Raw genomic sequence first — 24501 nt, 5'->3', positions numbered from 1 at the left:
GAAAAAAACGGCCCCGTAAAGGAGCCGCTTTTTATCTTCAGATGTAACTGAAAGCTGAGGCTTCGTGCGCTTTAGACATTGAAGAGGAAGTTCATGACGTCGCCGTCCTGGACGATGTAGTCCTTGCCTTCCGCACGCATCTTGCCAGCTTCCTGGGCGCCTTTTTCGCCATTGTAGGCGATGTAGTCGTTAAAGCTGATCGTCTGGGCGCGGATGAAGCCGCGCTCAAAGTCCGTGTGAATGACGCCGGCCGCCTGAGGCGCCGTGTCGCCCTTGTGGATGGTCCAGGCGCGGACTTCCTTCACGCCTGCAGTGAAGTAGGTCTGAAGGCCGAGGAGGTCGTAGGCGGCGCGGATGACGCGGTCGAGGCCCGGCTCATGCATGCCCATGTCCTCGAGGAACATCTGCTTGTCGGCGTCGTCGAGGTCGGCAATGTCGGCCTCCGTCTTGGCGCAGACGGCAACCACCGGGGCATTTTCCTTGGCGGCATATTCCTTGACGGCGTCAAGCAGCGGATTGCCCTCAAAGCCGTGCTCCTCGACATTGGCGACGTACATCGTCGGCTTCATCGTGAGGAGGAAGAGCTGACGGATGACGACCTTCTCTTCGTCCGTGAGCGGCACGGAGCGGGCGGGAAGGCCCTCGTTGAGCACGGGCTGGAGCTTTTCGAGAACCTGCACGAGCTTGAGCGCTTCCTTGTCGCCGCCCGAACGGGCCTGCTTCGAGTAGCGGTTGAGCGCTTTTTCAACAGCAGCGAGGTCGGCAAGCGCGAGCTCGGTATTGATGACGCTGATGTCGTTGAGCGGATTGACTTCGCCAGCAACGTGAACGATGTTGTCGTCGTTGAAGCAGCGCACGATGTGCGCAATGGCGTCGCATTCGCGGATGTTGGCAAGGAACTGGTTGCCGAGGCCTTCGCCCTTGCTCGCGCCTGCAACGAGGCCGGCGATATCGACGAATTCCACTGCAGCGGGAACAATGCGCTGCGGATGATCGATTTCAGCGAGCTTCTTGAGGCGCGGATCGGGAACCTCAACAATGCCGACGTTGGGTTCGATCGTGCAGAAGGGATAGTTTTCCGCCGCGATGCCGGCCTTCGTAAGCGCGTTGAAGATGGTGGACTTGCCGACGTTGGGCAGGCCGACGATGCCGCATTTCAGACCCATGGTGTTTACTCTTCTTTTCTGGTGGGAGTCATCCGAGCTCCGGAAGCTGTACCGGAGGGGGACTCATTCTAAAGGTTAATCGGATTCGGGGCGCGCACTTGAGAGCGTTCGGGAGAAAGACTCAAGCGCATCTTCCGAAAAGAGGGTTATGCCCGCGCCGGCGAGGAGCTCTGCCGTAATGCCGCGGCCTCGGATCAGCGTCCGCGAGAACGTTCCGTCATAGACTGAACGCGTGCCGCATGAAGGGCTCCTGGCTTTGAGAAGCGCGAATTTCGCTCCGGTCGCTTCTGCCCTGAGGAGCGCGAGCTGTGCGCCGCGGCAGTATTCGCGGGTGCAGTCCCGGCCTTCCTTCGTAAGCACGCGCCCGCTGCCGGCGAGAACATCGGCAGCGGTTGCGCCCGGTTCGATCTCGCAGGGAAGCCGCGGAATCGGAAGTCCGCCCTCTGCTTCCGGACAGACGGGGATCCAGTTGATTTCAGGCAGCTCCCCGAGCCGGGGAAGGATGGAGGGCTTCGCCATCCCGTCGTAGCGGCAGGCGAAGCCCAAAAGGCACCGGCTGATCAGAACCGGGATCGCGCTCATGGCGCCTCAGCTCGCTTTCGCAGGCTTCGCGGGCGCCCCGTATTTGGCGATGGTGCGGTGAGCCTTTTCCATTTCGCCTTCGGCCCAAAGTTCAGCGGTCGGCAGCGCTGCGTCGACGCAGGTGCGGATCGCTTCGGCGTGTTCGGCGGAAGGCGAGGACAGAACAAAATCAAAGACCTGCTGCGCCAGTCCGAGCGTGCGCGGGTGGCCGATGCCGAGACGCAGGCGCCAGAAGTTCGGAGTGCCGAGCTGCTGGGTAATCGACTTCAGTCCGTTGTGGCCGGCATTGCCGCCGCCCTGCTTGATGCGCATGCATCCCGGAAGAAGATCCATTTCGTCATGAACGACGAGGATCTCCTCAGGCTTTATCTTGTAGTAGTTCGCGACCGCAGAAACGCTTTCCCCTGAGCTATTCATGAAAGTGAGAGGCTTCAGGAGCCAGACTTCCTCGCCTGCGATGCGCGCCCGCGCAATTTCGCCCTTGAATTTGGGCTCATTGCGGAAGGTCCCGCCGTTCTTGTCGGCGAGTGCATCGAGAAAGCGGAATCCGGCGTTGTGCCGCGTTCTCTCATACTCGGGCCCGGGATTGCCGAGCCCGACGATGAGACGAATGGGAGTGTTTGCCATATCAGCAAAAAATCTCAGAACAAGTGAATAAGGCCGTATGCGGACGAGGCTCAGCGGCGGGGGCCGCGGTCATCATCGTCAAAACGGCTGTATCGATCGTCGCCGCGGGGCGCCCAGCGGCTGTCGTCATAGCGGGGCTGACGGGGACGGTCGTCGAAATTGCGTCCGCGCGGACGGCGTTCGTAATTCTGGCTGCCGTCATCGCTTCTGCGGCCGCCGTTGTCGAGGCGCACCGTTACGGGGGCTCCCTTGAAGCGGACGCCCTGAAGCGCTTCGATCACGTCGTCGGCCACATCCGAATCCACATCGGCGAGGGTAAAGCGCTCGAAGATGTCGATGGCGCCGATCACGCGCGAGCTCACATTGGCTTCGTTGGCAATGGCGCCGACGATGTCCCCCGGACGGATGCCGACCATGCGGCCCGCGCCGATAAAGAGGCGCGTCTTGCCGGGTTCAGGTTCGGAAGGTTCGCGGCGCGGGCGATCCTGACGCGGACCACGGCGGCGGTCTCCCTCGTCGCGCGGTTCGCGGCGTTCACGGGCGGCGAAGGCCGGAATTTCCATTTCATCCTCAGCGGCGCCCTCGTTTTCAAAGGCATAGCGTACGGCGGCCGCTGCAACATCCATCGGATCATGCTCTTCGCAGAGCGACTCGACAATGACGCGGTAGCGGTCGAGGTCGCCTTCCGTGAGGAGCTCCTCAATGGCGCCGCGCGTCACTTCAAGGCGCTTTGCCTGCACATCAGTAGCCGAGGGCACCGTGCGGATCTCAATCTTTGAACGCGTGAAGCGCTCGAGCGCACGGAGCTGACGGTGTTCGCGCGGCTCGATGATTGTGATCGCCGTGCCGGTGCGTCCGGCGCGGCCGGTGCGGCCGATGCGGTGGACGTACGTTTCGAAGGAAGCCGGAATGCCGAAATTGATGACGTGCGTGAGATTTTCGAGGTCGATGCCGCGGGCGGCAACGTCGGTTGCCACGATGGCATCGAGCTGCCCGGCGCGGGCGCGGCGCATCACGCGGTCGCGCGTAGGCTGATCGAGGCCGCCGTGGAGCGCTTCGACGCTGTAGCCGCGCACGCGCAGCGCTTCGGTGAGTTCATCGACTTCGTTGCGGGTGCGCGCAAAGATGATGGCGAGTTCCGGGTCTTCCAGGTCGAGAATGCGGCCGAGCGCTGCGGTGCGGTAGTTGCGCGGAACCACATAGGCGATCTGCGGCACTCTGGGAGCTTCTCCCTCAGGCGTTTCCTCGCGGGCGATGGAAATGCGTTCGGGATTCTCAAGGTGTTCGTCGGCAATCTTGGCAATCCGCGGGGGAAGCGTGGCGGAGAAGAGCGCCGTCTGGACGTGGCCAGGGAGCGCTTCGAAAATGGCGTCAAGCTCATCGGCAAAGCCGAGGTCGAGCATTTCGTCCGCTTCGTCAAGCACGATGGCCTGGATGCTTTCGAGGTGAAGCGTTCCGCGGTTGATGTGGTCGAGTGCGCGTCCCGGAGTGGCGACGACAACATGCGTGCCGCGCTTGAGCGCGCGGATCTGACGGCCGTATTCCTGGCCGCCGTAGATGGGCGTAACGACGATGCCGCCATCTCGGCCGTAGCTGTGGAAGGATTCGGAGACCTGGAGGCAGAGCTCGCGGGTCGGCGTGAGCACGAGAATGACGGGTTCGCCCGGCTCATGTCCGAGCGCCCAGCGCTCGATCAGGGGGAGCGCAAAAGCAGCGGTTTTGCCCGTGCCGGTAGCCGCCTGGCCGAGAACGTCCGAACCCTTGAGGATTGCCGGAATGGCGGCTTCCTGAATGGGCGTGGGTTCTTCAAAGCCGAGGGCGGAAAGAGAGGAGACGAGCTGGGGCGAGAGGCCGAGTTCGGCAAATGTAGCCATGATTTTTGAGATTCGGTGTAGGAGATGGCGCTGAACGGCCTCGCACATCAGGTCTCGAAAGTCATGGAGAATGAGGCGGACAGCAGGAGAAAAGTCTTTAGCGAAGTGCGGCAGGAAGAAAAAATGGGGAGAGATGAGTTCCCCTGGCCTGCCCGCATTCGGGAATTTTGAAAAATATAAAGGCCCGCCCCGGCAAATTTGTCGAGCGGGCCCTTAAGTGTAAATCAGGCTGTGAAAGCCGGATTACTTGGCAGCGTCAGCGGCGGGAGCAGCAGCGGCAGCGTCAGCAGCCGGAGCAGCGGCGTCGGCAGCCGGAGCGGTGACGACTTCTTCAACCGGCGTGATGACGGAGGCGACGACGCTGTCAGTGACAACGCGAACGCCGGCCGGGACCACGAGCTCGGTGGAGTGCAGCGTCATGCCGTCTTCCATCTTCGAGAGGTCGACCTCAATGAATTCCGGAAGATCGCGCGGCAGGCAGGCCACTTCGACGTAGGAGACGGTGTGCGAGATGATGCACTTCGAGACCTTGACGGCCGGGCTGATTTCGTCGCCCGAGAAGTGCAGCGGCACGCGCATCGTGACTTCTTCGTCCGGCATGATGCGCTGGAAGTCGATGTGCATGACCTGCGGCTTGTAGGGATGCATCTGGAAGGCGCGCAGAACAACGAGCTGCTCGACGCCGTCAAGCTCCATCGTCAGGATCGAAGCGTGGAACTTTTCCTTGCGAAGGGCAAAGAAGATCGGATTGTGTTCGAGCTCGATCGGCGCAGCGGGCTGGTTGCCGCCGTAGACGATGCCCGGCAGCTTGTCCGCACGACGCAGACGGCGGCTCGCACCCGTACCTTGCGCCTTGCGCGTGGTGGCGATGACTTTCATTGGTAACTCCTCAGGAGTGATGATTAATTAAGAAAAAAGAGCGCGGCGGGAATCGCGACCAACTCCGCGCCGCTTTGCTCATTACTCCGCGAACAGGCTGCTCACGGAGGCTTCGCGCGCGATGCGCGAGAGGGTTTCGCCGATGATGGCCGCGCAGGAGACCTGGCGGATCTTCGGGCAGGCCTGGGCGGCGGGCGAGAGCGGAATGGTATCCGTCACAACCAGCTCGTCCAGAGCGGAATTGGTAATGCGGTCGATCGCGGCGCCCGAGAGCACCGGATGCGTGATGTAGGCCACAACGCCGAGCGCGCCGCGTTCCTTAAGGGCGCCTGCGGCATTGCAGAGCGTGCCGGCAGTGTCGACGATGTCGTCGGTAATGATGCAGGTGCGGCCCTTCACGTCGCCGATGATGTTCATGATCTCAGCGACATTGGCGCGCGGACGGCGCTTGTCGATGATGGCGAGATCAGATTCGATGGCCTTCGCCATGGCGCGGGCGCGGACGACGCCGCCGACATCGGGAGAGACCACGATCGGGTTCTCAAGGTGACGGGCGTGCAGGTCGGCGAGGAGCACCGGCGTGGCGTAAATGTTGTCGACGGGGATGTCGAAGAAGCCCTGAATCTGGTCGGCATGCAGGTCCATCGTCAGGACGTGATCGACACCGGCCGACTGCAGCATGTTGGCGACGACCTTCGCCGAGATGGCGACGCGGGCCGAACGCGGACGGCGGTCCTGACGGGCATAGCCGTAGTAGGGAATCGCAGCCGTGATGCGGCGGGCAGAAGCGCGCTTGAGCGCATCCACCATGATCAGCAGCTCCATCAGATTGTCGTTCGTCGGAGCACAGGTGCTCTGCAGAACGAAGACGTCCTTGCCGCGGACCGTATCCAGCAGCTGAACGCTGACCTCACCGTCGCTGAAGCGGGCAACCGACGCGCGGCCGAGGGGAATGTGGAGATATTCGGTGACGGCCTGGGCAAGCTTGGGATTGGCATTGCCTGCAAAGACCATCATGCTTTCCGGCACCATGGGGACCATGATTTCTGCTCTCACTTGGGGTTGGGTTGAGGCTGGCGAGGGTGTCCGCCAGGGCGCTCCGCCGAGGCATCAGTTTTCTGATGATCCCGGGGATCTGGCAGGGGTGGAAGGAATCGAACCTTCGGTAGCCGGAATCAAAATCCGGTGCCTTACCGCTTGGCTACACCCCTGTGCTTTCTTCTTCGGCACTGCGCGTCCACGCGCAGAGCGGATGTTCGGGGAGGCTGCGAACGCTGAAGAAACGCCAGTCAACAGGGATGCGTTCCATCAGAGATGCAGAGTCGGCCGAACCGGTCCTGTTCAGTGCGAAGACAGCGCTTCCGGAGCCGGTCATGCGGGCTTCGCCGAAGGGCGCAAGCGCGTCCAGGGCTTGAAGGATCGCAGGCTCAAGACCGACTGCAGTTTTCTGCAGGTCATTATGTCCGGGGAGCTCAGGCCAGCGGTTCCGGAGTAAGTCGGAAAAGATGGCTATTTTCAAGGATTCACTATCCCTTGTCAAGGAAGGGGAAGAGAAAATTTTCGCAGTGGAAACACCGCGTCCGGGCCAGAGGACAGCGTATTCGGCGGGCGGAACATCCATCGGCGTGATGATTTCTCCAATGCCCTCAACGAACGCATTTTTCCCTCTGATGAAAAAGGGAATGTCGGCGCCGAGCGCTTCGCCTATGCGGGCAAGCTCCTCCCGGGGAAGGTCCAGCCCCCAGAGGCGATTGAGCGCAATAAGGGTTGTTGCGGCGTCGGAACTTCCCCCTCCCATGCCGGCTCCGGCCGGGATGTGCTTTTTCACGTGAATTTCCGCGCCCGCCAGGGACTTCCCTGCGGCTTCCCGGAGGGCGGCAGCGGCGCGGACGCAGAGGTCCTTTTCAGCCTCGCACTCGAGATCTCCCGTACGAACGATGGCGCCGTCATCGCGGAGCGTGAAGTCGAGCTCATCGGCGAGATCAATCAGTATGAAGATGGATTCGAGAAGGTGCTTCCCGTCGGCGCGGCGGCCGATGACATGAAGAAAAAGATTGAGCTTTGCCGGTGCCGGAAGCCCGATGAGCCTGCGCGGCGCCTGAGAAACAGCAGTCATCAGTGAGCCTCATCAATGAAAAGCGTGACCTGAAGGGCTTCCGGTGCGGCGCGCTCGATGCGAAGACGCTGCGGCGCCCCGTCGGGGAGCCTCGAGAGGATGCGGCACTGCCAGTTTCGGGATGAAAGATCCCGGGCTGCCGCCCCCGCTCTCAAGAGGGCGAGAAGGTCATGAACGGGCAGCGTGAATCTGAGCAGCGACTCCATGAGCGCTTCAAGGTTTTTGCCCTTGACTCCCGGATCCGAGAGGCTCTTCATGAAGACTGCGCCGTGAGGAGTTTCCTCAATGCGCGCGAGGATGCCCGAAAGCGGCGTAAGGAGATCGAGCCTCAGAAGGTCCGGGGCATCGGTGAGTTCAAAGCGACCGGAGAGGTTTTCCTTTGCGCTTCGGAGCGCGAACCGTCCTTTCCAGGTTCGCGCATTCGCGAGCGGTGCGGCGCATCCGGCAGCAAGAAGCGCTGCGGCAAAGGCGGAAAGGACGAGGCGTCGCTGCATCATTTCTTCGTCTCAGGGAGAGATGGCATCTTGAGGGATAGTCGGTCGGCCAGGGTCTTAGCCTCCTCCGCACTGGTGCGGGCCGCATAGTCCGCAAGCATTCTTTCCGCTTCGGCGGTGCGCCCGTCCCGTGCGAGGATTTCGACCAGATGGGCGGAAACTTCAGCATCCCAGAGCCGCTTGAGGGAGGCGCTCGTAAATTCCGCCGCAGCCCTGAGGCGTCCTTCCCGGTAGCAGAGCCAGCCCATGGAATCCAGAATGAAGGGATTGAGCGGCTCGGCCTTATAGGCGCGTTCGAGAAGCTCCCGGGCTTCCCTGAGATTGCGGTTGCCGTCCGCCCAGAGGTAGCCGAGAGCGTTGAGCGCTTCGACATGATTGGGACTGAGCTTGATGAGCGCTTCGAGGTGCTTTTCTGCGGCGGCAGTGTTCCCGGATTCCTCCTCCACCATGGCGGCGTCATAGAGGATGCCGGGTTCTGACGGGAGCTTTTCTGCGGCTTCCGTGATGAGCTTTACCGCATCATCCCGGCGATTAAGTTCGAGAAGAAGCTTTGTTTCTGCCGAATAGAGGGCGGCGGCGTCCAGAGGGAGCGTCTCGCGGGCTTTTCTGAGAACAAGGAGCGCCTCATCGTTCCTGCCCATGTCTGTGAGAGCCAGCGCCTCGCGGATGCGCGCCTGAAGCGCGAAGGGGCCGCTCTGAAGTTCATGGAAATATTCGGCGGCGCGTTCGGGCGATTTCTGCATGAGCGCGGCGTTGCCCATTTGAAGCCACACTTCAAGACGAGAGAGATCAATCTCTTCGCTTTCCTCGCGCAGAAGCTCCACATAGCGCAGAAGGAATTTTTCCGTTCGGGCGGCGTCATTGAGATCCGCGGCAAGCTGTCCAGCGTTGAGCGCAATGCGGGCATCCCTGGTTCCCTTCTTCATGGCGCGGTCGAGCGTGGCGAGCGCCTGAGCGCGTTCGCCGAGACGCTGTTCGACGCGGCCGGAAATCAGGAGAACAAGACTGTCGTCCGGGTGACGCTTGAGGTACTGATTCAGCAGTGCGCGCGTCTTTGCCGTATCGGCAGGCCAGCAGATGTCGGCTGCGCGTCCTAAAAGTTCAGGATCGTCGGGCGCCTGACGGATGGCAGTTTCGGCACGCGTGCAGGCAAGCGCCATTTTTCCCGATCGCGAAAGAAGCTGCGCATAACCGATCTCGATGTCGGCGCGCTTCGGGTAGCGGGCGGCATAGGGGGCAAGCGCATCGCTGAGTTTTTGAAGACCTGCTCCCGGTTTGGCAGTGTGGCCGAGCACGTCGAGGAGGCGATCAATCCAGTCTCCCTTCTTCTGATCGCCCGGAGACAGTGCTTTTTCCATTCGGGCGAGCGTCTCAAGGATTCCCTGCTGATCGTTTCGTTCAACTGCATCTGCCAGGATCGTCTGAAGGGCTTTTTCGGATTTGGGGTCAAGGCGCAGCCAGAGTCGGGCAGCTTCGAGCGCTTTTTCTGGCTGCCGGGAGGCTACAGCCGCCTGCCAGGCGAGTTCGGCGATTTCAGGGTTGCGCTCTTTTTGCGCTGCATCCATCCAGGCGGCATAGGCAAAGTCCGGATCATTGCGATGGATGGCGACGCCGGCGGCGATGAGTTCAAAAAGCGTGCGGTCGGGCATGGAAACGGCAGGATGTCCTGCCGGCATGCCGGGCATGGCGTGCGCTGCAGACATGGCGGCAGCAGCAAGAACTGCGGCGGAGAGTGAACTGAATCTGCCCGTGGGCATGGTGCGTCCTTTTGTAATTCTTTCGGAGTGGCCGGCAGGATCCGGGAGCGCCGGCTTAAGTCGGATCATTGTATCTGCCGACGCAGCGTCAGTACCTTATGCGTCGCCGATCGTGAAAGTCTCAAGGTGTTTCTTCGGATTGCATGAGAGAATGTGCGCCCCAATATTCCCCCAGGATCCCTTCATGACACAGACGACCTTTTCCCGCACGCTTGTTGAATGGCAGCGCTCATGCGGCAGACGCACGCTGCCGTGGCAGGCTTTTGATACGCCTTACGAACGGCTTGTATCCGAAGTCATGCTGCAGCAGACGCAGGTAGCCACGGTGATCCCTTATTACGAGAGGTTTCTGAAAAGATTCCCGACGGTGGAATCGCTCGCAGAAGCTCCTGAAGATGAGCTCATGCGGCTTTGGGCCGGACTCGGCTATTACGCCCGGGCAAGAAATCTGCAGCGCGCTGCAGTGCATGTCGTAACCAATCTTAGGGGAAAGTTTCCGACACGCGTGAAGAGTCTGCTGACGCTTCCGGGCGTTGGCCCTTCAACGGCAGCGGCCGTAGCGGCCTTCACGAGTCATGAGGCGAAGGTCCCGATGATTGACGGCAACGTCAAGCGCGTCTGTGCAAGGATTCGGATGATTCCCGGTCGGATAGGTCAAAAGACCTTTGAAAAAAAGGTCCGGCAATGCGCGAAGGCGCTGATGCCCGGAAGCGACCTGATTGCGGACTATACGCAGGGGCTCATGGATCTCGGAAGCCAGATTTGCCGTAAACGGAATCCAAAATGCACGTTGTGCCCGGTTCGGACTTTCTGCCGGGCCGCGGATGCTCATCCGGAGGATTTCCCAAAGCCCAAGAAATCTCCCGAGAAAAAAGAGCGGCATCTGCTGCTTGGGTTTGCTGTTTCTGCTGAAGGACTTTGGCTGCGCCCGAACAGCGACTCAATCTGGCGTGGGCTTTGGGTACCCTGCGTGCGGGAAATTCCTGCTGAGGAGTCGAAGGGGCTGTTATTCCCTTCGGATTTTGGCCTTGATGCCGAGTGGAAGACGGTTTGCCTGGGGAATTCCCAGCGAGAGCTCACGCATCAGCGGCTGTTCATTCAGGCCGCAGCGTTTATTTCTCATGAGGGAACGTTGAAGGCCGAAGGCTACAGCGCTTTTCTCCCCGGGCGGGATGAATTGCCCGGGATGCCGGCATCCGTACGGACGCTTGCAAAGGCCGCGCTCCAGGTTGCCGGCTACTCCGTCTGAAGCTTTGCTTCCTGAGGTGTATTGGCTTCGATTGCCCGGTGACGGACAATCGTTCCCGCACGATTGGCAAAATGCCGGCCGAGCGCTTCTGCAACATAAACGGATCGGTGCTGGCCGCCCGTGCAGCCGATGCATACCGTGAGGTAGTGCCTGTTCTGCGCGGTGTAATGCGGCAGCCACTTTTCGATGAAGCACGCGATGTCGGCAACCATTTCGCCGACCAGAGGCTGTCCGGCGAGATAGTCGGCAACGGGCTTGTCCATGCCTGTAAGAGGCCTCAGTTCCGGCAGGTAGTAGGGGTTCGGCAGGCACCGCACGTCAAAGACAAGGTCTGATGCGAAGGGAAGACCGCGCTTATAGCCGAAAGACTCAAAGGTGAGCGTCAGCCTGGCGGACGGTGCTCCGATGAACTGCTGCACCCAGCGGCGCAGCTGCGAGGGCAGCAGGCGGCTCGTGTCCATGACGTGCGCGATCTGCGCAACGGGCGCGAGGAGGGCCCGTTCGAGCCGGATGGCTTCCTGAAGCGTCAGTTCCTGATCGAGATGCTCTGCATGCGTGCTTAAAGGATGCCGGCGGCGCGTTTCCGAAAAGCGCCGGATGAGTTCCTCATTCGAAGCGGTGAGAAAAAGCACGCGCATGTCAAATCCTTCGCGCTTCAATTCCTCAAACGCCTCAAGCGCTTTGTCGAAAGTCGCGTGCGAGCGTGCGTCGATCGCCACGGCCGCAGCGCGCGTGCCGCTTGCGGCGAGGCTCTTCGCAACGGGGAGAAGGAATTCGCCCGGAAGGTTGTCGATGCAGTAAAAGCCGCTGTCTTCAAGCTGACGAACGGCAATCGACTTGCCGCCGCCGGAGAGTCCCGTGACGATGATGAGCTGCATGATGGTGCCTCACGCTTCTGGAGTTGAGAGAACGCCTTCGTTTTATCAGGAATGGCCGGCTCAGAGGAGGTTTTGCTCAGGATAATTTTCCGGATTCTGATCCGGGAGACCACTGCGAGAGTATTTCAAGGAAGCTCGTCGCATCGGGCGCTCTGAGGAGCGCTTCGCGGGTCTTGTCGTCGCCGAAAATGCCGGCGGTTTCCCTGAGGAGCGCAAGATGATCGCCGGGATTCTCCGCAGGCACAAGAATTGCGAAAAAGAGCTGCACGCCCAGGTTGTCGGGCGCGGACACTCTGAGGGGCGCCAGGGTGCGCAGGAAAACGATTGCCGGGTTTTCGAGGTCGGCGAGTCTGCCGTGCGGAACGGCGCAGCCGTGACCCACGGCGGTCGAGCCGATTCGCTCGCGCTCCATGAGCGCCGCGAAGGCCTCGTCGTGCGGCACGCCGTAAGCGCGCTCGAAGGCGAGCGAAGCTTCTTCAAAGAGTCGTTTTTGGCTGGCGATATTGAGGTCAAGCCTGACGGATTCAAGCTTGAGATAGGGTGTGAGAAGAGTCATTCAGAAAGAACAGAGGTCTTGTCCCTGCGCAGACGTGCCGTAGGGATGCCTTCAAGATCACGGTACTTCGCTACGGTGCGGCGCGTGATGTCAAAGCCTTCGGCGCGAAGCAGATCGGTGAGCGCCTGATCGGAAAGCCGCTTTTCAGGATTTTCCTGGGCGATAAGTTCAGAAATGCGTGCGCGGATGCGCAGAGGTGTGACGGATGCGCTGAGGCCTTCCGCATCGACTGCCTGCACTGCGGGAAGAAGAAAGAGGCTGCGAAGTTCAAATGTGCCGAGCGGGCACTGGAAATATTTTCCTGAGACTGCGCGCGAAACGGTTGAATCCGAGAGCCCGAGAGCAGCGGCGGCTTCTCCGATGGTAAGCGGCAGCAAGGCTGCGCGGCCTTTTTCAAAAAAAGCCTGCTGACGTTCGGTCGCAAATTCTGCGGCGCGAAGAAGCGTGGTCTGCCGGGCTTCTATGCCGGAAATGAGGCGCCGCGCTTCCGAGAGGTATCGACCGAAGGGCGTGGATTCATCCACTGCAATGGTCTGAGCGACGGCGGAAAGCCGAAGTCCCGGCTGGGCTCCGGGGTTGAGGAAGGCCTGCCAGCGGCCGCCTTCGCGCCGGATGGAAATGTCGGCGATGACGTACTGCGTGGCTTCGCTCGCATAGTTGGCGGCCGGGTGCGGGTTGAGGGTCTTGAGAAGCGCGAGCGCGCTCCCGAGTCTCTCGCTGTCGCCGCTCGCTGCCGCGAGGAGCGCTTTGCTGTCATCGGCCGCAATTTCCCTGAGGTGCTTCAGGATGAGTTCGATGAGAAGTTCGCCGGTCTCTTCGTCGACGGATCCCGATTCCATGCGGCGGCGGACCTGGAGCGCGAGGCTTTCTGCCGGAGAAGAGGCGCCGACCCCGGGAGGATCGAAGGTCTGGAGCAGCGCGAGGGCTTTCTTCCAGGCCTCGAGCGGTGCAGAAATAATTTTTCTGAGGCTTTCGGCAGTTTCAGCGAGCGATTGCGGCAGAAAGCCGGAGTCGTCAAGTTCCTCAATAAGCGAGATGACGAGCTCATGCGTCAGTTCATCGGTATTGAGGGAGTTGAGTTCAGCAATGAGGTCGTCGCGCAGCGACGATTCCGCCGCAACGCGCTCCACTGCAGGAGTCTCGTCGGCATGTTCTGCGCCGGAACCGGACCAGCCGGAATAAATGTTTTCGAGCGGGCCGCGATCCTCAGGGAAAGGCGTCTCGTCCTCGCCGCGCACAGCATCGCTTTCCTCGTGCAGCGACGGGGCGGATTCGGTCTGCGCCTCTGCTTCCGGCGCCTCGCGTTCAAGGAGCGGATTCTCTTCAGCAGCAAGATCAGCTTCGGCAAGGAGTTCGAGCGCATTCATGCGCAGGAGCCGGAGCGCATACTGCTGCTGCGGAGCAAGCGTCTGCTGCTGCGCGAGCTGAGCGGCAAGAGAGGCGGAAATGCTCGGCGACATGACGCTCCCTACATGCTGAAGTTGTCGCCCAGATAGAAGGCGCGCACGTCGGGGTTGTTGATGATGGATTTCGGTTCGCCCGAAGCAAGAACGCGGCCTTCATTGATGATGTATGCGTGGTCGCAGATGGCGAGCGTTTCGCGCACGTTGTGATCCGTGATGAGAACGCCGATATTGCGGTCACGAAGGAAGCGCACAATGCGCTGAATTTCAATCACGGCGATCGGATCGACGCCTGCAAAGGGCTCGTCGAGCAGAATGAAGCGCGGATTTGCGGCAAGCGCACGTGCGATTTCCGTGCGGCGGCGTTCGCCGCCGGAAAGCGAGAGCGCCGGATTCGTACGAATGTGCTTGATCTGAAGCTCGTCAAGGAGCTTTTCGAGCCGCTCCTCAACCTCGAAGGACGAAAGCGGGCGGCCCTCGTCGTTGAGCTGCATCTCAAGAATGGCGCGAATGTTGTCTTCAACCGTCAGCTTCCTGAAGACGCTCGCTTCCTGAGGCAGATAAGAGAGCCCCATGCGGGCGCGGCGGTAGATCGGCTGGTGAATGATCGACTTGCCGTCGAGTTCGATGGTGCCGTCGTCGGCAACAACCAGGCCCACCACCATGTAGAAGGTGGTGGTTTTGCCCGCGCCGTTGGGGCCGAGAAGTCCGACGACTTCGCCCGACTTCACGGAAAGATCCACGCCCTTGACGACCTGGCGGGAGCCGTAGTGCTTCTTGAGGCCTTTGGCAACCAGCGTGTGCTTGACGGTGTCGGCGCTCTGAAGTTTGTCAGTTGCTTCCATTGGAATTCAAGACGGAGAAGAGTATGGGATCAGGGCTTGGCAGGGGCGGAAAGCGAGGGCGCACTCTGAAGCTGAGCGCCTTCGCGCTGGGCAGGCTGAGCGTTCTTCGTGCGGGGCGCAATGATGGTGGTCACGCGCTCGCGCTGACCGCTTCCCGTCTTGACGCCGCCCTCCACGACCGAGCGGGCATTCCTCATGTCGTAGACGATGCGCTCGCCCTGGGTCATGTCCTTTTCAACGCCGTTTCCCGAGCGCGAGAGTCTGGCGCCGCCCGTGAGCGTCACCTTGTCGGTCTCTTCGTCGTAAACAATGCGCTTCGCTTCCGCATGCATCCATTCATCCACCGGGTTCTGGGCGTCCGGATCGCGCTGCTGGCGAAAGCGTGCGGGAGCTCCGGTGATTGTCGCCTGACGATAGCCTTTGGGCGTAATCCTGAGTTCGAGCACGTCGCCCGTAAGGCGCATGGAGCCCTGGTCGACCACTACGGCGCCGCTGTAGACGGCCGTCTGCTTCACTTCGTCGCCGTTGAACTGGTCGGCGTGAACCTCGATCTGCTGCTCTCGGTCGGATTGCAGCGCCCAGGCGCCGGAGGCAATGCTGGCGGCGATGGCGGCGATGAGAAGCTTCTTCATGAAGAAAGACTCCGTAGATGGCCTCTGGATGTGGGAGGCGGGAAAATGGGTGTCAGGGATGAATCAGGTTTGTCCGGACTTCAGGGGGCATCGGCCGAAAGACTTTTCGGCTGGAGAATCGTAGTGACGCGGTCCCGGAGTTCAATGGTGCGGGCCACATTATCGTATATTGCACCGCCCTCAGATTCGGTCGTATTCTCGCCGCGGCGCATGAAGACGGGTTCGTTCGTCTCAAAGCGCAGCGTGTCGAGCCATGCCCGCAGGAAGTTTGTTCGGAAGTAAAGCTCGGGCTCTGTTCCCCAGGGTTCGCGGGTTACTTCGACATTTCCGGAAAATTCCACCGTTTCCATGCCGTCGTTGCTCCAGAGCTCATCGGCGCGCGCGCTTGCAACGGCTTCGCCCGGGGCGAGCGACAGCACAAGCGCTTTTTCAGCATGCATGCGCTCATCGGAGAAATGCTGCAGATTTTCTGAGAAAGCCTTGTATTTGGGCTGGCCCGTCTCATCGAAGTCCGTGAGTGAAACATTGCGGGCGAGAAAATCCGGGCTCTTGTCGCTCGGGATGTATTTGAGTCCGGCAATTTCGGACTGCACGGAATACCAGTAGCTCAAAAGCACCAGGCCGAACAGGATGACGGAACCGACGATGGCGGTGATGCGCTCGCGGAAAATGAGACGGCGGTGAGCCATGCGCTTACTCCTGAGAGAGGAACTGCTTTTCGATGAGTTCCTCCCAGCGTCCCTGGGCCTGAAGAATCTTTTCAGCGAGGTCGCGCACCGCACCCCGGCCGCCCTCATGCGGAGCGCGCCAGTGAATGTAGGGGTCAAGCTCGCTGCTGCCGTCCCTGGGCGTAGCCGCAAAGCCGACTACTCTGAGGCAGGGAAGGTCGGGAAGATCGTCGCCCATGTAGGCGCAGTTTTCCGGCTTGAGTCCGGCCGACTCAAGCATCTTCCTGAGGGTAGGGAGCTTCCTGAGCTTTCCCTGCTCAACCTTCGTCATTCCGAGTTCGTCGGCGCGGTAGGCGACGATCCCTGACGTGCGGCCCGTAAGAATTGCAACTTCAATGCCGGCAGCCTGCAGAAGCTTGATGCCGATGCCGTCGCGGACATGGAACTTTTTGGCGAGCTCGCCCTTGTCGGTAAAGACGAGGGAGCCGTCAGTGAGGACGCCGTCCACGTCGAGGACGACAATGCGGATTTCCTTAAGCCGGTCAAGCGTCGTCGTCATCAGATCACCTTTGCGTCCATGAGGTCGTGCATGTGCAGGGCGCCTAGGAGCTTGCCGTCGGAATCCACCACGAGAAGCTGATTGCACTGATGCGCTTCAAGCGCCTTGACGGCGGATGCCGCAAGTTCATCGGGGCCGATGGTGTGCGGGTTGGGGGTCATGACGTCCCGCATGACCAGATTGCGGACATCGCCCACTTTTTCAATGAGGCGGCGCAGGTCGCCTTCCGTGAAGATTCCGATCACGTGATCGTCAGCATCGACGACAGCCGTCATGCCGATGTGCTTCGCGGTGATTTCGCGAATGGCGTCAAGAAGTCGAATGTCCGCCGTGACGCGCGGGACCGCATCGCCCTGCCGCATGATGTCGCGGACATGAATGAGAAGTCTGCGGCCGAGCGCTCCGCCCGGATGGCTCCTTGCGAAATCTTCCTTGCTGAAGCCCTTGGCCGAAAGGCAGGCAACCGCGAGGGCGTCGCCGAGCGCAAGCGTTACGGTAGTGGACGAGGTCGGCGCAAGATTGAGCGGGCAGGCTTCACGCTCGACGTGGCAGTTGATGTGCAGGTCGGCGTGTTTGGCGAGCGTTGAATTCGGGTTCCCGGTCATCGCGATGAGGGTCGCTCCCTCGCGCTTCAGGATCGGGACGATCATGAGAAGCTCCTGCGTTTCTCCGGAGTAGGAGATGCCGAGCACGATGTCGTCGCTCGTGATCATGCCGAGGTCGCCGTGGGCTGCTTCGCCCGCATGAACGAAAAAGGCCGGCGTGCCGGTCGACGCAAAGGTGGCGGCAAGCTTGCGGCCGATGTGGCCGGATTTGCCGACGCCTGAAACGACGAGGCGGCCGCGGCAGCCGAGAACGGCCTTCACGGCCAGGGCAAAGTCCGGCGTGTCGCCAAGACGCTTGGCTGCGGCAAGAATGGCGTCGGCTTCGTGCGCAAGGACATCGCGGCCGAGGCGGACGGCAGCTTCTGCGTCGTAATGCGTTTCGATCATGGCGGTTAAGCTCCAGAATTTAGGGCAACTCTCTATTTTAAAAGAAAAACGCTCCGCCGATTCCGGCTCGCTTTGCCGGAACCGGACGGAGCGTCCGGAAATCCCTGAATTTCTTTCGCCAGGGATTTTTCTGTAAAGATCAGTGATTAAGGATCTTCGAGAGGAACTTCTGAGCGCGTTCGGTATGGGGCTGGCTGAAGAACTGCTCAGCCGGCAGGTTCTCAATGATTTCGCCGGCGTCCATGAAGATCACGTGATCGGCAACCTTTTTGGCAAAGCCCATCTCGTGCGTGACGACCATCATCGTCATGCCTTCCTTGGCAAGGCTCACCATCACGTCGAGCACTTCGTTGATCATTTCCGGGTCAAGCGCGGACGTCGGTTCGTCAAAGAGCATGCAGATCGGATCCATGGCGAGCGCGCGGGCGATGGCGACGCGCTGCTGCTGGCCGCCCGAGAGCTGTCCGGGATACTTGTCGGCATGGGCGAGAAGGCCAACACGGTCAAGAAGCTTGAGGCCGCGGGCGAGCGATTCCTCGCGGGAGCGGCCGAGGACCTTCATCTGCGCAAGGATCAGGTTCTCGCGGATGGAAAGGTGCGGGAAAAGCTCAAAGTGCTGGAAGACCATGCCCACGCGGCTTCTGAGCTTCGGCAGGTCCGTCTTCGGGTCGCCCACGGAGACGCCGTCGACGATGATTTCGCCCTTCTGGAAGGGTTCGAGCGCGTTCACGGTCTTGATGAGCGTCGACTTGCCTGAACCCGACGGTCCGCAGACGACGACGACCTCGCCTTTTTCAACGTTGACGTTGCAGTTCTTGAGAACCTGGAAGTTGCCGTACCACTTGCTGAGGTTCTTAATTTCAATCATTGCCATGAGAGGGATCCTTAAGGGTGAGCTCTTCTTCTAGTGTGTCAGCGTGCAGCGACAGCCATCTTCGCCTGCAGGCGGCGAATGAGCATTGAGAGCGAAAGCGAGACTGCAAGGTAGCAGGCAGCTGCAAAAGAGTACATCAAAACGAGCTGTCCGTCGCGCTGGGCGATCTTAACGACTGCGCCCATGAAGTCGCTGCCGCTGATGACGTAGACGAGGCTGGTGTCCTGGAAAAGAATGATCGTCTGCGTGAGGAGCACCGGGAGCATGTTGCGCACAGCCTGCGGAAGAATGACGTAGCGCATCGTCTGTGCATAGGACAGGCCGAGGCCGGTGGCGGCAAAGTACTGCCCGCGGCCGATCGACTGGATGCCCGCACGCATGATTTCCGCAAAGTATGCCGCCTCAAAGAGCACGAACGTAATGATTGCAGTCAGATTGGCGCCGATCATTACCGGATGGTCGAGGCCGAAGATGAGGCGGAGCACTTCCGGCATCAGGAGGAAGAACCAGAAGAGCACAAGGACGAGAGGCACGGCGCGCATCAGGTTGATGTAGAGGCGCGCAATGAGCGAAAGCCAGCCGATGGAGGAAAGACGGGCGAGCGCAAGGAGCGTTCCGAGCGCAAGACCGAGAACGGCGGTGATGGCTGTGAGCTGAATGGTGTAGCCGGCGCCGGCAAGGAGGAAGTCCACCGAGCCGGAGATTGAGGAAAAATCAACGGACATGATCGGTGCTCCTTACTTGGCGGCGATGAAGCCGGGAATGACGCTCTTCTTCTCGACCCAGGCCATGAGCTGATTCACGACGAGAGCGATGATGATGTAGAGAATCGTGGCCCACAGATAAGCGGCGAAGAAGGTGAAGGTGTTTTCACCCATTTCATTGGCGCGCATCGTGAGTTCCGGGAGACCGATCGTCATGGCGACGGCGGTGTTCTTGACGAGGTTCATCGATTCGCTCGTGAGCGGCGGAACGATGAGGCGCATGGCCATCGGGAGCACGACCTGGACATAGGCCTGAACGGTCGTGAAGCCGAGCGCCTTCGCGGCATTGGGGAGCCCCCGCGGGAGCGATGAGATGCCTGCGCGGACCTGTTCGGCGATACGCGAGGACGTAAAGAGCCCCATGCAGATGAAGGCGGTAACGAACTGTCCGACGGCAGGATCAACTTCAATGAGCCAGTCCTTGTACCAGGGAACGAGTTCGGGGACGACGAAGTACCAGATGAAGATCTGGACGATCAGAGGGATATTGCGAAAGAGTTCAATCCAGGCTTCACAGAGACCGCGGACGAATTTATTGGGCGCTGTTCGCAGAGTGCCGACGATGATGCCAAGCAGAAGCGCAAGCGCAAAAGCGGCGATGGTGAGGCCGATCGTCCACCAGGCGCCGTTGAGGATGTAGACCCACCAGGGGTCCTCTGTAAGGAGGGACTGCTCAAGGAGCGAGTCCAGACTGAAATTGAGCGCCATGACGCAATCCTCTTTTTATAACTCAGACGGCTCTGCTCAAGGGGGTCTTCCCGTGAAGCCCTCAGTCAAGCGCCTGAGGGGGAGCTCCGTCCGGGGCGGGAGTCTGTGACGTTTGAAGAAGATCCCGGATGCAGCCAAAGTGCTAGCAGACCGCATCCGGGATTGAAAAAGATCAATCAGAGACGGCAGGGCCTGATCAGATGCCCTTGTCGCTCGGGTTCTTGAAGAGCTCCTTCGTGTAGGAGTTCATCTTGAAGTTGAGATTGGTGTTCTTCGGGGGGATCGGCGACTCGAACCACTGCGTGTAGAGCTTTTCAAGTTCGCCCGACTTGATCATGTCGGTGACGGTCTTGTCGACGAGAGCCTTGAACTGGGGATCGTCCTTGCGGAACATGGCGCCGTAGGGTTCGACGGAGAGCGCGGCATCGAGGATCGTGAAGTCCTGCGGATTGGAAAGGTTGGCGATCTGACCGGCGAGCAGCACGTCGTCGATGATGAAGGCGTCGGCGCGCTTGTTGGCGACAAGCTGCATCGATTCCGCGAAATCCTTCGTCATGAGGTAGCGGAACTTGAGCTTGTGAGCGCGCTCATAAGCCTTTGTGAGCGCAACGGAGGTGGTGCCGGACGTGAGCGCAATGGTCTTGCCGTTGAGGTCGTCGATCGTCTTGATGCCGCTCGACTTCCAGACAGCAGCGGAAACCTGAATGCCGAAGTAGCTCACCGAGAAGGCGGCTTCCTGCTGACGCTTCAGAGAATTCGTGGTCGAACCGCATTCGATGTCAACAGTGCCGTTCTGGATGAGCGGAATGCGGTTGGCGGAGGTGACTGCCTGATACTTGATGTCAAGCTTCGAAAGACCGAGCTCCTTCTTGACGGAGTCCGCGACGCGCTGGCAGACCGTGAAGGCGTAGCCGGTGGGCTTGCCGTCGGCATTGAGGTAGGAGAAGGGAACCGAGCTTTCGCGGTAGCCGAGCGTAATGGAGCCGGTTTCCTGAACTTTCTTGAGCGTGCCCGTCAGTTCTGCCGCGCTCACGGCGGTGCTGGCGGCAAGAAGGCATGTGGCAGCGGCGATGGCTGTGCGGCGGGAAATCTTGAACATATCTGGCTCCTGATCTCTGAATGGTCTCTTGGAATGCTGCAGGTGCCGTATACGTATCGGGGCGAACCTGTAATAACTATTGAAGCAATAGCCGTGCCAAACGAGGGGAGCAGAGGAAATGAGGTTCGCACAAGTAAAAATGCCCCGCATTGCGTCTGCGGGGCATTTTGTAATGCATCGATATGGTGCCTAAGCACCAATTTGGTGCAAATTAATCTTCCGTCTGGAAGACCGGGCGCCGTCCTTCAAGGAAGGCTTTGAGTGCTTCTGCCGCCTCAGGCGTTGCGCTCTGGCGGGCATAGATTTCTTCCTCAAGCCGGATGCTTCGCTCAATTTCCTCGCCGCGGGCAGCCTTGAGAACCGCTTTGGTGCCGGCTACGGCAAGGGGCGGCAGCACGGCAAGGCGCGCCGTCTTGGCGGCGACGACATTGTCGAGGTGCTCGTCCTCGACGACGCGCGTGATGAGACGCATGGCTTCCGCTTCATCCGCACTGATGGGCTCGGAAAGAAGCAGCTTTTCAGCGGCTTTGGGGAACCCTGCAGCAGCCGTAATGATGGCGCCGGCGCCCCAGCGCGGCGTGCGTGCGAGCGCCACCGAGGGGAGCGAGAAAAGTGCATGAGGACCTGCATAAACCAGATCACAGTAGAGGAGCGCCGTGAAGGCCTCGCCCACGCAGGGACCGTTCACCTGAGCGATGACGGGCTTCGTGAAGGCCCGGATGGCCGCGAAAAATTCTCCTGCGGCAGCTTCTGCATCCTCCGGCGCAGCAAGCATCTCCTCAAGGTCAGCGCCGGCGGAAAAGACGGAGCCCGCGCCCTTAAGCAGCACGACGCGGACTTTGGGGTCGCTCCCGGCATCCGTGAGGGCCTTTGCGAGAGCGCGGAACATGTCGCACGTCAGTGCATTGCGCCGCTCCTTGCGGTCGATGGTGAGATGAAGAATCCCGTATTGAAGGGTGGTCTGAATGCTCATGATTTCAATTGTTTCAGGAGTTGCGGAGCGTTTTGCTCCAGGCAACCGTCGGGGAAACCGCCTCAGCGGGAGCGGCTTCGTAGCCGCTTGACCGCATGAAGCTTTCCATCGGTTCGTTGCCGCGCAGAACGTAGCCCGTCATTTTATGGAAACCCTCGAGGAATGCTTCGGATTCGAGCCAGTGAAGAAGCCTGCGGGCGATGCCGAGGCGATGCATGTCGTCGCGCACGCATATGCCGAATTCCGCTTCACCTGCGGCAAGCGACGACCAGCGTCCGCAGGCGGCGATGCGCGCGGACCTGTCCGGCGACTCGGCAAGGACCCAGGCGCCGCCTGCCGACCAGTCCGGACGGCAGAGTTCTGCAATGCGCTCGTCGGATAGCTCGGCATTCGTGTGGAAGCGATAGTAGCGGGAGGTTTCCGAGAGCTCCTGAATGAAGTCCTTCAGAAGCGGGAAATCGTCTTCAATGAGTGCGCGCAGATAGAGCGTCCTTCCGGAACGAAGCTCGATGGGGCGCAGGAGCTCCCATTGGGCGGGCTGGAGCGCGAGATGGCTGAAGCTGCGGTCGGCGGAGAGCGGCGCATCATAAAGCGCTGCTTCAGCGTCGAGCACGAGAAGGCCTTCGGGCACAGGCACCACCGGTTCAAGACGGAGTTCCCGGAGCGCCGGAACCGCAGCGGCGAGATCCGAAAGCCGGCAGATCGCGCTGAAAAGCGTCTCCCAGTTGATTTCCGGAAGACCGCGGTAGTCGCCGAGCGCGAGGGCTGCTTTCGGTGCTCTGGCGATTCGTTCGGCCGCAAGACGGGAAATGGGAGGGAGCCCTACGGCGCAGTCGCCGTAGAGGGAAGAAGCGAGACCGGCGCCGCCGAACTCCACGACGGGGCCGAGCACGGCATCGAGCCTGATGGAAAGCCTCAGCTCGCGCTCAAGGGAGTGGGACGCCATTTTTTCGACCAGCACGCCTTCGGGACGGGCAAGAGGAGAAAAATCCTCAAGATTTGCCGTGAGCTTTTCCCAGGCCTGAGCCAGGTCGTCCGGGCCCGAAATGGAAAGAAAAACGAGACCCGAGGCGCTTCGGCTTCCGAGTCCTTCGCTGACGGCCTTGATGGCGACGGGCCAGCCGATTTCCTTTGCGGCATCAATTGCCTGCGCAAGCGACGTGGTGAGCTTTGCCGGGACCGGCAGAAGCCCGAGCGCGCTGATGAGTTCGCGAACTTCACGGGGTCCGAGCACATGGCGTCCTGAATGAAGGACATGCTCAAAAAGCGTGCGGATGCCGTCAAGCTCCTCTTTTTTGAGGGAGCTCCTGCCGTGCTGAGGCGGCGAGCGTCGCTCTCGGATGAGGTCCTCGCGTTCCGCAAGAAGACCGAAGGCGCGCATTGCGAGCTCGGGCGTCCGTACGGGGATGATGCGCGAATCAGGGAATGCCGCGAGCTGCCGGCGTACGACCGGCGTGCTGCGGCTGGAGATCCAGGAGACGAAGACCGGCTTATAGGTCTTCATGGCTGCGCGGGCGATTTCAGAGAGCGTCGGATCGAGCGTTGAGACCGGGCTCGGACCGACAACCACGGCGGCGCCGTGTATCCCAGGGTCGTCAAGCACCATGCTGAGGGTTCCGGCAAAGCGTTCTCCGGGAGCGCTTGCGCCGAGGACGACGGGGTTGACGGGTATGTGTTCTTCCGGATGCGCCTTGTGGAGCGCCTGAATGGTCCGATTGGAAAGTCCCCGGATGAGGATCCCCGCGGAGTCGGCGGCATCGGCCGCGAGCGCGGCTACGCCGCTGTCGTTGGCGATGATGGCGGCAGAACGGCCGGCCGGAAGCGTGCCCGAGGAAAAGGCTGCTGCGGCGGCGCAGAATTCCTCATAGGAGCGCACGCGCAGGGCGCCGGAAGCGGCAAGAAGCGCATCGAATGCTCTGTCGTCGCCCGCATCCGTGCCGAAGCGGCCGGCTGCGAGTCTGTCGCCCGCATAGCCTGACCCCGGACCGGCGCGAAGCACGATGACGGGCTTTGTCTGGGAGGCTTTTCTCACGGCGCACGCAAAGGTTCTTGGGTTCCGCAGCGCCTCAACTTCAATTGCAATCACGCGGGCAGCGGCATTCGCAGAGAACCATTCAATGCACTCGGCCATGCTGATGTCGGCTTCGAGTCCGGTGTTGATGATGCCGGCAAAACCGAGGCGCGATTCCTCTGCATGATCCATGAGCCCCGTCGCGACCATGGCCGACTGGGTAATGAGCGCAATTCCGCCCGGCTGAGGCATGCGAGGCCAGAAGCTTGCATTGATGCCTTTGGCGGGATTCAGGATGCCGATGGAGTTGGGGCCGATGAGTCTTGCCCCCATCGCGCGGGCTGATTCGAGGAGATCTTCAATTTCAAAGCGGTCGGAGAGCGGGCCTTCCTCCTGGGGTGCAAAGAGCACCGCTTCGGGCGGCTTGTCGGCGAGCTGCCTGAGTGCGGCTGGAAGGTGCTTTCTTCCTACGCAGAGGATGGCAAGGTCTATCTTGTCCGTCGGAATTCTGGAAGCATCCGCAAAGCAGGGGCGCTCGCCGATGAAGCGGTATTTGGGATTTACCGCCCACAGGCGTTCGAGTCCCGTCGAAAGGAGGACGGAGCGCCAGACGTAATAGCCGCGGCTGCCCGGATTGCTGCTTGCACCGATGACGGCGATGGAGCGCGGGGAAAGTGCGGCGGATAGCTTTGAGCTCAACATGAATCGGCCATGCGGAAAGTGCGTGCACTCGAGAGTGTAGCCCAGGGCTGACGATTACAAATATTTATTGAAGCTCAGCCCTGTATAGTTTTA

At 60.7% G+C, this 24501-nt stretch carries 25 protein-coding genes and 1 tRNA gene; 2 read left to right on the top strand and 24 right to left on the bottom strand.

Annotation, left to right across the window (positions count from 1 at the left end; genetic code table 11):
• Positions 1-71 precede the first annotated feature (71 nt).
• From ychF to Q0106_RS01850, 10 genes are all read right to left on the bottom strand, one after another.
• Positions 72-1166, bottom strand: a complete 1095-nt coding sequence (ychF, locus tag Q0106_RS01895; protein WP_152157296.1) for a redox-regulated ATPase YchF — start codon at positions 1164-1166, stop codon at positions 72-74.
• 75 nt (positions 1167-1241) lie between these two features.
• A complete protein-coding gene (locus Q0106_RS01890; RefSeq protein WP_297608119.1) occupies positions 1242-1748 on the bottom strand; it encodes a DUF523 domain-containing protein in 507 nt (168 codons plus the stop codon).
• Between the two features lie 6 nt (positions 1749-1754).
• Entirely contained in the window at positions 1755-2375 is a 621-nt protein-coding gene (pth, locus tag Q0106_RS01885; protein ID WP_297608116.1) for an aminoacyl-tRNA hydrolase, read from the bottom strand.
• 50 nt (positions 2376-2425) lie between these two features.
• On the bottom strand, positions 2426-4249 hold the full coding sequence (locus Q0106_RS01880) for a DEAD/DEAH box helicase (RefSeq protein WP_297608113.1): 1824 nt from the start codon (positions 4247-4249) through the stop codon (positions 2426-2428).
• Between the two features lie 243 nt (positions 4250-4492).
• Complete coding sequence (locus tag Q0106_RS01875; RefSeq protein WP_297608110.1) at positions 4493-5128, bottom strand: 50S ribosomal protein L25/general stress protein Ctc; 636 nt, start codon at positions 5126-5128, stop codon at positions 4493-4495.
• Between the two features lie 81 nt (positions 5129-5209).
• On the bottom strand, positions 5210-6160 hold the full coding sequence (locus Q0106_RS01870) for a ribose-phosphate pyrophosphokinase (RefSeq protein WP_165697890.1): 951 nt from the start codon (positions 6158-6160) through the stop codon (positions 5210-5212).
• Positions 6161-6264: 104 nt separating this feature from the next.
• Positions 6265-6339: transfer RNA gene (locus Q0106_RS01865), tRNA-Gln, on the bottom strand.
• Positions 6330-7244, bottom strand: coding sequence for a 4-(cytidine 5'-diphospho)-2-C-methyl-D-erythritol kinase (ispE, locus tag Q0106_RS01860; protein WP_297608107.1), 915 nt, complete (start codon positions 7242-7244; stop codon positions 6330-6332). Before ispE ends, Q0106_RS01865 begins: the two co-directional genes overlap by 10 nt.
• A complete protein-coding gene (locus Q0106_RS01855) occupies positions 7244-7741 on the bottom strand; it encodes a lipoprotein insertase outer membrane protein LolB (RefSeq protein ID WP_297608104.1) in 498 nt (165 codons plus the stop codon). Before Q0106_RS01855 ends, ispE begins: the two co-directional genes overlap by 1 nt.
• Positions 7738-9564 (bottom strand): tetratricopeptide repeat protein, encoded by a 1827-nt coding sequence (locus Q0106_RS01850; protein WP_297608101.1) that lies wholly within the window; start codon positions 9562-9564, stop codon positions 7738-7740. Before Q0106_RS01850 ends, Q0106_RS01855 begins: the two co-directional genes overlap by 4 nt.
• An 82-nt stretch (positions 9565-9646) precedes the next feature.
• Here Q0106_RS01850 and mutY point away from each other — a divergent pair, with 82 nt between their 5' ends.
• Positions 9647-10744 (top strand): A/G-specific adenine glycosylase, encoded by a 1098-nt coding sequence (gene mutY / locus Q0106_RS01845; RefSeq protein WP_366139465.1) that lies wholly within the window; start codon positions 9647-9649, stop codon positions 10742-10744.
• On the opposite strand, the gene rapZ is transcribed toward mutY, so the two are convergent.
• The 8 genes from rapZ to Q0106_RS01805 all read right to left on the bottom strand — a co-directional run bounded on the left by rapZ (position 10732) and on the right by Q0106_RS01805 (position 17277).
• The gene (gene rapZ / locus Q0106_RS01840; RefSeq protein WP_297608098.1) at positions 10732-11622 is read right to left on the bottom strand and encodes an RNase adapter RapZ; all 891 of its coding nucleotides are present in this window, start codon (positions 11620-11622) and stop codon (positions 10732-10734) included. The two genes, mutY and rapZ, sit on opposite strands and share 13 nt — an antisense overlap.
• Before the next feature lie 76 nt (positions 11623-11698).
• Positions 11699-12178: a PTS sugar transporter subunit IIA gene (locus Q0106_RS01835; RefSeq protein WP_297608095.1), complete on the bottom strand. Its 480-nt coding sequence runs from the start codon at positions 12176-12178 to the stop codon at positions 11699-11701.
• Entirely contained in the window at positions 12175-13638 is a 1464-nt protein-coding gene (gene rpoN / locus Q0106_RS01830; RefSeq protein ID WP_297608092.1) for an RNA polymerase factor sigma-54, read from the bottom strand. The genes Q0106_RS01835 and rpoN overlap by 4 nt, the downstream gene beginning before the upstream one ends.
• A gap of 8 nt (positions 13639-13646) precedes the next feature.
• Positions 13647-14426, bottom strand: a complete 780-nt coding sequence (gene lptB, locus Q0106_RS01825; protein ID WP_297608090.1) for an LPS export ABC transporter ATP-binding protein — start codon at positions 14424-14426, stop codon at positions 13647-13649.
• A gap of 29 nt (positions 14427-14455) precedes the next feature.
• Positions 14456-15058, bottom strand: a complete 603-nt coding sequence (gene lptA / locus Q0106_RS01820) for a lipopolysaccharide transport periplasmic protein LptA (RefSeq protein WP_297608087.1) — start codon at positions 15056-15058, stop codon at positions 14456-14458.
• Between the two features lie 80 nt (positions 15059-15138).
• Positions 15139-15747, bottom strand: a complete 609-nt coding sequence (gene lptC / locus Q0106_RS01815; protein WP_152157772.1) for an LPS export ABC transporter periplasmic protein LptC — start codon at positions 15745-15747, stop codon at positions 15139-15141.
• A 4-nt stretch (positions 15748-15751) separates the two neighbouring features.
• Positions 15752-16285, bottom strand: a complete 534-nt coding sequence (locus Q0106_RS01810) for an HAD-IIIA family hydrolase (RefSeq protein WP_297608084.1) — start codon at positions 16283-16285, stop codon at positions 15752-15754.
• On the bottom strand, positions 16285-17277 hold the full coding sequence (locus Q0106_RS01805) for a KpsF/GutQ family sugar-phosphate isomerase (RefSeq protein ID WP_297608081.1): 993 nt from the start codon (positions 17275-17277) through the stop codon (positions 16285-16287). The genes Q0106_RS01810 and Q0106_RS01805 overlap by 1 nt, the downstream gene beginning before the upstream one ends.
• Between Q0106_RS01805 and Q0106_RS01800 the strand changes: the two genes are divergently transcribed.
• Positions 17276-17413, top strand: coding sequence for a hypothetical protein (locus Q0106_RS01800; protein ID WP_297608078.1), 138 nt, complete (start codon positions 17276-17278; stop codon positions 17411-17413). The two genes, Q0106_RS01805 and Q0106_RS01800, sit on opposite strands and share 2 nt — an antisense overlap.
• Positions 17414-17416: 3 nt before the next feature.
• On the opposite strand, the gene Q0106_RS01795 is transcribed toward Q0106_RS01800, so the two are convergent.
• The 6 genes from Q0106_RS01795 to Q0106_RS01770 all read right to left on the bottom strand — a co-directional run bounded on the left by Q0106_RS01795 (position 17417) and on the right by Q0106_RS01770 (position 24408).
• Positions 17417-18145 (bottom strand): amino acid ABC transporter ATP-binding protein, encoded by a 729-nt coding sequence (locus Q0106_RS01795; protein ID WP_165697889.1) that lies wholly within the window; start codon positions 18143-18145, stop codon positions 17417-17419.
• 44 nt (positions 18146-18189) lie between these two features.
• Positions 18190-18876: an ABC transporter permease subunit gene (locus Q0106_RS01790; RefSeq protein ID WP_152157769.1), complete on the bottom strand. Its 687-nt coding sequence runs from the start codon at positions 18874-18876 to the stop codon at positions 18190-18192.
• Between the two features lie 12 nt (positions 18877-18888).
• Positions 18889-19623, bottom strand: a complete 735-nt coding sequence (locus tag Q0106_RS01785) for an amino acid ABC transporter permease (RefSeq protein WP_297608075.1) — start codon at positions 19621-19623, stop codon at positions 18889-18891.
• 196 nt (positions 19624-19819) lie between these two features.
• Positions 19820-20722 (bottom strand): transporter substrate-binding domain-containing protein, encoded by a 903-nt coding sequence (locus Q0106_RS01780; RefSeq protein WP_297608072.1) that lies wholly within the window; start codon positions 20720-20722, stop codon positions 19820-19822.
• A gap of 211 nt (positions 20723-20933) precedes the next feature.
• Entirely contained in the window at positions 20934-21695 is a 762-nt protein-coding gene (locus Q0106_RS01775; protein ID WP_297608069.1) for an enoyl-CoA hydratase-related protein, read from the bottom strand.
• Positions 21696-21708: 13 nt separating this feature from the next.
• Positions 21709-24408 (bottom strand): bifunctional acetate--CoA ligase family protein/GNAT family N-acetyltransferase, encoded by a 2700-nt coding sequence (locus Q0106_RS01770; protein ID WP_297608066.1) that lies wholly within the window; start codon positions 24406-24408, stop codon positions 21709-21711.
• Between the last annotated feature and the right edge of the window lie 93 nt (positions 24409-24501).

This window comes from uncultured Sutterella sp., assembly GCF_937923675.1.
GTDB lineage: Bacteria > Pseudomonadota > Gammaproteobacteria > Burkholderiales > Burkholderiaceae_F > Sutterella.
This window is presented reverse-complemented; position numbering and strand designations above follow the sequence as displayed.